The sequence below is a fragment of the Streptomyces sp. NH27 genome, from assembly GCF_056859195.1.
This window is the reverse complement of record NZ_JACEGK010000434.1, coordinates 1-6,862: the sequence shown is the minus strand read 5'-3', so window position 1 is coordinate 6,862 and position 6,862 is coordinate 1. Positions and strand designations below refer to the sequence as shown.

Here is a 6,862-nt window from a genome sequence, read left to right as displayed (position 1 = left end):
CCCGAGGTGACGACGATCCGCCCGGGCTGACCCAACCGCCCGGGAAGGGCGTACGCGTCGGGCCGTGAGTCGTTGAGCACGGTGAGGTCGCCCGCGGCGGTACCGGACTCTTCCGCGGTGCGCCGGGCCCGGTCGGCGAGCAGGACGTGGCGCCGTACCGCCCGTACGAGCGCGACCGCGACGACCGCGAGCAGCCCGGCGGCCACACAGGCGGCCGGCACGGTGACCTGGTCGCCGACCACGGGCAGCACGAGGTGGCCGAGTGCGGCCACCGGCGGCAGCCGCAGCGCGCCCGCCCCGGCGAGCAGCCCGAGCGCGGCGGTGCTGCACACGGCGAGCAGCACCGCGGAGGCGGCCAGCAGCCAGGCGGCGGGGCGGGGCGGCAGCGCGTCGGCGAGCCGGCGGGCGGCCGGCGCCGCGAGCAGGGGCAGCAGCAGGGGCAGCCAGACGGCGATGTTCACCGCGCCTCCTCGTCCACCGAGCCGTCCCCCGCGTTTTGACCCATGCCCTGACCCATGCCCTGACCCATGCCCTGACCCGCGTCTTGACCCGTGTCCTGACCCGCGTCATGACCGTGCCCGGCGTCGTAGCCCCGGCCGGTGTCGTCGCTGTCCCAGCCGGCGGCCGGCGCCCCGCCCGCCTGCGCCAGCAGTTCGCGCAGCACCTTCTCGTCGTCGGGCCCGAGCCCGGAGACGAAGCGGGCCAGTACGGTGCCGCGGTCGTCGCTCGCGGACTTGTCCAGCTCGCTGCGCATCCGGCGGGCGGCGAGCCCCGGGGAGTCCTGGACCGGCAGGTAGGCATAGCCGCGGCCGGAGCGGGCGCGGCTGACGGAGCGCTTCTCGTACAGCCGGGCCAGGATCGTGGTGACGGTGGTGCGCGCCAGGGCGGTGCCGAGTTCGCGCTGTACGTCGGCGGGGGTGAGCGGGCGTCCGCCGGCCGCCCACAGCGCGGCGAGGACGCTGGCCTCCAGCTCGCCCGAGGGGCGGCGGCCCGCGCTCGGCTCCGGCATGGCTCGATCGCCCCTTCCGGCTCTTTCGTCTACAGTGTTGTAGACCGTCTACATCACTGTAGTCGGTCGGGGTATCGAAAGCGCCCCCGGAACCATTATGGGAGGGCCCCCACCACCATGCCTCTGCCCGTGCCCGTACTCGTCGCCCACGCCGCGGCCGCGCCGGCCGCGCACCTCGCCTTGAACCCGCTCAGTGCGAACTCCGTGCTCGCCTCCTTCGGCGCCCTCGGTATCGCGGTCGTGCTCTTCGCCGAAACCGGCCTGCTGGTCGGCTTCTTCCTGCCCGGCGACTCGCTGCTCTTCACCGCGGGGCTGCTGTGCGCGCCGGGCGCCTCGGGCGTGGTGCACCTCACGCTCTGGCAGGTGCTCATCGCCGCGCTCGCCGGTGCGCTGCTCGGCGCCCAAACGGGCTACGTGCTCGGCCGCAGAGCCGGTCCCGCGCTGCTGGCCAGGTCCCGGGGCCGGCGGCTGCACGAAGGCGCGGCGCGCGCGACCGAGCTGCTCGCCCGTTACGGCCACGCCAGAGCCGTGGTGCTGGCCCGCTTCGTCCCCGTGGTGCGTACCGTGCTCAACCCGCTGGCCGGGGCGCTGAACGTCCCCGTCCGCACCTTCACGCTGTGGCAGGCGGCCGGCGGCGCGGTCTGGACGGTCGGGCTCGTGCTGGCCGGCTACGGGCTCGGCTCGTCCGTGCCGAACGTCGATCGCTATCTGCTGCCGATCGTCGCGGTCGTAGTCGTCGTGTCGCTGGTGCCGCTCGCCGTGGAGTTGCTGCGCGGGCGGCGCGAAAGCGGGCGCGGGCACGGGCACGGGCCTGAGCACGGGCCTGGGCCTGAGCACGGGCACGGTCACAAGCGGCGCGCCGTCGCCCCGCGGGAGGGCTCATGAACTCCCGGTTCGACGCGGGCCTCTACCGCTGGGTCGTGCATCTCGCGCAGCACACGCCCGGTCCGCTCGACAGCGCGGTGCGCCTCTTCAGCGACTACGGGGTGGGGTTGTTCGCCGTCCTCATGCTCTGGGCGTGGTGGCGGGCGCGGGGCGGCGGTGACCGCGGTCGCATGGTCGCGGTGCTGGCCGTGCCCGTCGTCGTGGTCGTCGCCTTCCTCGCCAACGATCTCGTCAAGTCGCTCTTCGCCGAGCAACGCCCGTGCCAGACGCTGCACGTGGCCGCCACGGTCGAGACGTGCCCCGCGCTCGGGGACTGGTCCTTCCCCAGCAATCACTCGGCGATCGCCGCGGCCTCGGCGGTCGCGCTTCTCCTCGCGGACCGTCAACTCGGGCGGATCGCGGTTCCGTTCGCGCTCCTTCTCGGCGCCTCCCGGGTGTGGATCGGCGTCCACTACCCCCATGACGTCCTGGTCGGGCTGGCGTTGGGAGGGTTCCTGGCATGGGCTCTGATGCTCGCCCTCCGCCGACTCGACCTACGGCTCCCCGCCATCACGGTTCCCATGCGCCGTAGTTGAGCGCGCGGTGCCCCGACGGCGGGTTGCCGTCGGGGCCGCGGGCGTCAGGGGGCCGGGTACGGGGCTTTGAGGTGCGTCCAGCGGGCGGACTGCTCGGGGGTGAGGGTGCCCCGCAACTCCGCGAGTTTGAGGAGGGCGGCCTCGGCCCCGTGGGCGAGGGTCTGGGCCTCGGCCCGGTAGTGATCGGTGACGGCGGCTTCGAGTTCGGCGGAGTTCATCGTGGCGGTGATCCGCCCGGCGAGCCGGTTCATGTTGCGATAGGACCCTTGCAGGAGGAAGGGAGGCTCGGTGCGGGAGGCACCGGACCTACCCGCGGAGTCGATGTACGCGGCGTTGACGGTGAGAAGCGTGTCCCGGGCCCGCAGCAAGTGCCGTAGCACCGCGCGGATCTCGTTTCGCTCGGCATCGGAATAGGGATGCCCCAGATCCGCCGCGCGGGCGGTCGGATCGTCGGCGGCGAGCCGTACCAGCAGGTCGAGGTCGGCCCGGTCGCGGCCGGCCAGCGGGGCGAGCACCGGGTTCGCGGTGAGCGCGTTCTCCACGTAGCTGAAGGCGAACAGGTCCTCCCGCCCGGTGAGTACATCCCCGAGGTTCCACACATCGGCGCGGTTGGCGAGCATGTCCGGCACCCGGAAGAGCGCGCCGGACTCGGTGTACGGGTTGCCCGCCATGCAGACCGCGAACCGCTTGCCGCGCAGGTCGTACGCGCCCGTGGGGCCCTCGATCCGGCGCTGCGCGTCGCACAGCGGGATGAACTTCTGCAGGAACTCCGCCGAGGCGTGCTGGATGTCGTCGAGGTAGAGCAGCACGTTGGAGCCCATTTCCAGGGCGAGTTGCACCTTCTCCAGCTCGCGCCGGGCGGCCGCGTCGGGGGCGCGTTCCGGGTCGAGGGAGGTGGTGCCGCTGCCGAGGGCGGGCCCGGAGACGCCGACCAGCGCCAGCCCGAGGCTGCTCGCCACGTACTCCACCAGCGAGGTCTTGCCGTACCCGGGTGGGGACATGAGCATCAGCAGGCCGCCGGCCGGGCCGAACTGCTTGTCCAGGCTGTCGCCGACCAGCGGCAGGTACACCTCGTCCAGCAGCCGGTTGCGGACGAACCCGGCCGGGGGGCGGGCCCGGTAGCCGTCCAGCGCGAGCCGGTCCCGCATCGCGGCGACCACGGCCGTGCGGTGCCGCTGGTACGCGCGGTACGCCGGCACCTCCTCGGCCGTGAACCGCCGTACCCGGGTGAGGAGTTCGTCCAGCCGCAGCGTCATGGCGCCGTCCACGGCCCGGGGGTGCGCCGCGAGCAGCCCGTGCACGGCGACCTCGACGTCGGCGTCCACTTCGTACCGTACGGCCCCGGCGCCGCACACCAGCCCGGCCGCGGCCTCCACCAGGTCACCGCTCCCCGGGACTTCCGCGCCGTCCGAACCGTCGGCCTCGCCGGCGAACGGGCCGAGCCAGGCCCGGGCGAGCTGCCAGCGCGCGCCCAGCCCCGCAGGGGACTCCCCGCCCAGCGCGTCGAGATCGGCACCGAACTCCTTGTACGGCACCGCGTCCGGGCCGCCCAGCGCGTCGGTCAACCGCGCCACGACCGCCCGGGCGCCGGGTCCGACCGCGAAACCTGCCTGCTCGGTGGCGAGTTCGGCGACCAGGTACTCCCCCAGCAGCAAGGCGTCGGTCGCCGAGTGCGGTGCCGGGCGGACCGGTTCCGCCAGGTCGGTGGCCGCGAGGAAGTCCCGTGCGGCGGTGCCGATTTCGGCGGCCAGCGCGTCCAGCGCCCGACCGGCGCCGACCCCGCCGAAGGTGGTCCGCGCCCGGCTGAGCGAGCGGGCCCGCGCCGTCCACGCGGCCCGCTCGGCGGGCTCGGTGCCGTAGGTCCAGAACAGCAGCGCGCCCGCCCGGGTGCCGGCGGAGTACCGCAACAGCCCTGCCTGCGCGGCGCGTTCGGCCAGCGCCGTGAGGAGCAGCACGGCGTCATGATCGTGCACCCCTCGTTCGTACCCTTCCGACGCGCGCTCGGCGACGGCCGCCCGTACCGCTTTGGGCACGTCGTCCGCGCCGGTGGCCGGGCCGCCCGAGGCGAGCAGGTCCAGCAGCAGGCCGCCGGCGAGGAACTCCGCGCGGGACAGCTGCGGGGACTCCGAGACCAGCGGCCGGGACCAGAAGGCGCGGGTGGCCGCGAAGGCGGGATCGTCCACCGGGGCGAGGTAGTCGGTGCCGGTGAGGGTGAATGCCAGGCCGTCGGCGTGCGGGACGAGCGCGAGGTCCAGGGGCTGGGTGTTGACCGCGAAGCGGTGCCGGCCCAGGCGGATCACGGCGCCGCCGTCCTCGTACAGGTCGAGGCGGTCGCGCAGGGCGCCGGTGGCGGCCTGCCGGGCGGCGGCGAGCGCGGCGGTGAGTTCGGCGGCCCGGGCGGGGTCGCCGAGGGTGCGCAACTCCGCCGCGATCCGGCGGTGTTCGGCGGCGAGCGGGTCGGCGGCGAAGTAGGTGTGGATCTCGTCGGCGGAGCCGAGGGTGGCCGCGCGGCGCCTGATGCCGTCGAGCAGCCGGGCCGCGCTGGCGGTCAACCGCCCGGCACGCTGGGCGCGTTCGTCGGCGAGCGCCTGCTTGCGGGCGGCGAAGGTCTCCCGTACCTCCTCGCGGCGGGCGTCGAGCGCCGCGAGCCGCTCCTCGTCGGCGGCGAACCGGGTGGCGAGGTTCTCGATCTGCACCAGCAGGCGGCCCAGTTGCTCCTCGCACGCCTCGGGGGTGCCGGCCGCGTCGAGCGCGGCGCCGACGCTCTGCGCGAGCAGCGCGCTCTGCGCGGCGAACTCCGCACCGGTCTCGGCGGCGAGCAACTCCCTTCTGCGGGCGGCGAGTACGGCCCTGGCGTGGTTGACCGCGCCGAGCACGTCGGCGGCGGTGGCCAGGATGCGGGTGCGTACGGTCGCGTCGGTGATCTCCAGGGTGCCGGCGGTCCCGGTGACGGTGGCCAGGCCCGCCGCCTGCTCGTCCAGGGCCGCGGCCAGCGGCGCGGTGTCGGCGGCGGTGATGGCCTGCGGGACCCGCGCGGCCACGTCGGCGACCCGCTGCCGGTAGCCGTCGAAGGCGGCCTCTTCGGCGAAGTGCGCGGCGGCGCGGGCCGCGGCCTCGGCCAACTCCTTTGCCAGCAAAGCGTCCAGGGCGTCCAGCCGGGTCGGGTCGGCCTGTCGCATCTCCCGCAGCGTCGCCAACCGACCCTGGGAGCCGCGTAGTTCCGTGAGGCGGGTGACCCACTCGTCCGCGGACGCGGCGGCCTCGCCGCGCACCCGGCGGCCGAGCGCGGTGATCCGTGCCTCGGCCTCGTCGGCGGCCGCGGCGGCCCGTGCGGCCGACTCCCGCACCCGGGCGTACTCGGTGAGCACCTGCCGGGCGGTGTCGCGCACCTCGGTCAGCGGTCCGGCCAGGTCCTGCGCGGCCGGGTCGGCGAGCCAGTGGTGGCGGTCGAGGACGCGTTCGGCGGCGGCGGTCAGCGCCTCGTAGACGGCCGCGGCGGGTTCGGGCTCCAGGGCGGCGCGGGCCACCGACAGCGCGTCGGAGACCGCCCGGACCAGGTCCGGGTTGCCGATCCGGGCCAGCGGGCCGTCGCCGACCGGCCGGGCGGCTGCGTAGGTGTCGGACAGGAAGGGGGTGTGCCAGCGCTGGAGGGTGTGCACCCGGCCGGGTTCGCCGCTTTCGGCGGGCCGCAGCGTGATCAGGGTGCCGTCCTCGTACAGCGCGCTGCCCTGGACGTGCAGCGGGGCGGCGGCCTCCTTGCGGATGAGGTTGTACGGCAGCAGCAGCCGGTGGCCGTCGGCGGGGGCGTGGAAGACGTACAGCACGTCCTCGCCGTTGGCCGAGCGCACCGCGCGCTCGAACTCCAGCCGGGCGGCGGTGACTTCACCGGCGGCGGGCGGCGCGCCCGGGTCGCCGGCCGGCTCGGCCCGGCCGGCGAGGTCGGCCAGGTCGAAGGTGCGGGTGCCGCCGGTGGCCAGGACGTAGCCGCCGGGGAAGATCACGCCCTGGTCGTCGGGCAGCCGCAGGCAGACCTGGCCGAGCGCGTCGATCCGCTCGATCTGCTCGGTGCGGGTGTTGACCGCGAAGTGCCGGTCGGCGGACTCCCGGTAGGGGCGCACCCGCAGCAGCACCAGCGGTCCGGCGCCGGCGAGGGCGACGTCGGCGTCGGCCAGCGACTGGAGGGCGTCGTCGACGGGCTCCTCGTGGACGGCGCCGCCAGTGCGCAAGGTGAGGGCGCCGCCGGTGGTGTCCAGGGTGAGGGTGCCGCCGTCGGGCGCGGTGAGCGCGATGTGCGGGTGGCGGCCGGGGACGTACGCCGCACGGCCGACCGCGCTCCAGCGCACCGTCTCCGGCGGCTCGGCGGGCTCCTCGCGGGCCGCGCCCTCGTAGGCGA

At 75.4% G+C, this 6,862-nt stretch carries 3 protein-coding genes and 2 pseudogenes; 2 read left to right on the top strand and 3 right to left on the bottom strand.

Annotated features, from left to right (window positions below; genetic code table 11):
* Positions 1-461 (bottom strand): annotated as a pseudogene (locus tag AC13HU_RS28340) (M56 family metallopeptidase); the annotation flags it as partial.
* A gap of 173 nt (positions 462-634) precedes the next feature.
* A pseudogene (locus AC13HU_RS28335) lies at positions 635-1,009 on the bottom strand (BlaI/MecI/CopY family transcriptional regulator); the annotation flags it as partial.
* 117 nt (positions 1,010-1,126) lie between these two features.
* On the opposite strand from AC13HU_RS28335, the gene AC13HU_RS28330 reads away from it, so the two are divergent.
* Both AC13HU_RS28330 and AC13HU_RS28325 read left to right on the top strand, forming a co-directional pair.
* Complete coding sequence (locus tag AC13HU_RS28330; protein ID WP_483044804.1) at positions 1,127-1,894, top strand: DedA family protein; 768 nt, start codon at positions 1,127-1,129, stop codon at positions 1,892-1,894.
* On the top strand, positions 1,891-2,469 hold the full coding sequence (locus AC13HU_RS28325; protein ID WP_483044803.1) for a phosphatase PAP2 family protein: 579 nt from the start codon (positions 1,891-1,893) through the stop codon (positions 2,467-2,469). The genes AC13HU_RS28330 and AC13HU_RS28325 overlap by 4 nt, the downstream gene beginning before the upstream one ends.
* A gap of 44 nt (positions 2,470-2,513) precedes the next feature.
* Here the strand turns inward: AC13HU_RS28325 and AC13HU_RS28320 are convergent.
* The coding region (locus AC13HU_RS28320; RefSeq protein ID WP_483044802.1) for a DNA repair ATPase at positions 2,514-6,862 on the bottom strand (4,349 nt) is incomplete at its 5' end.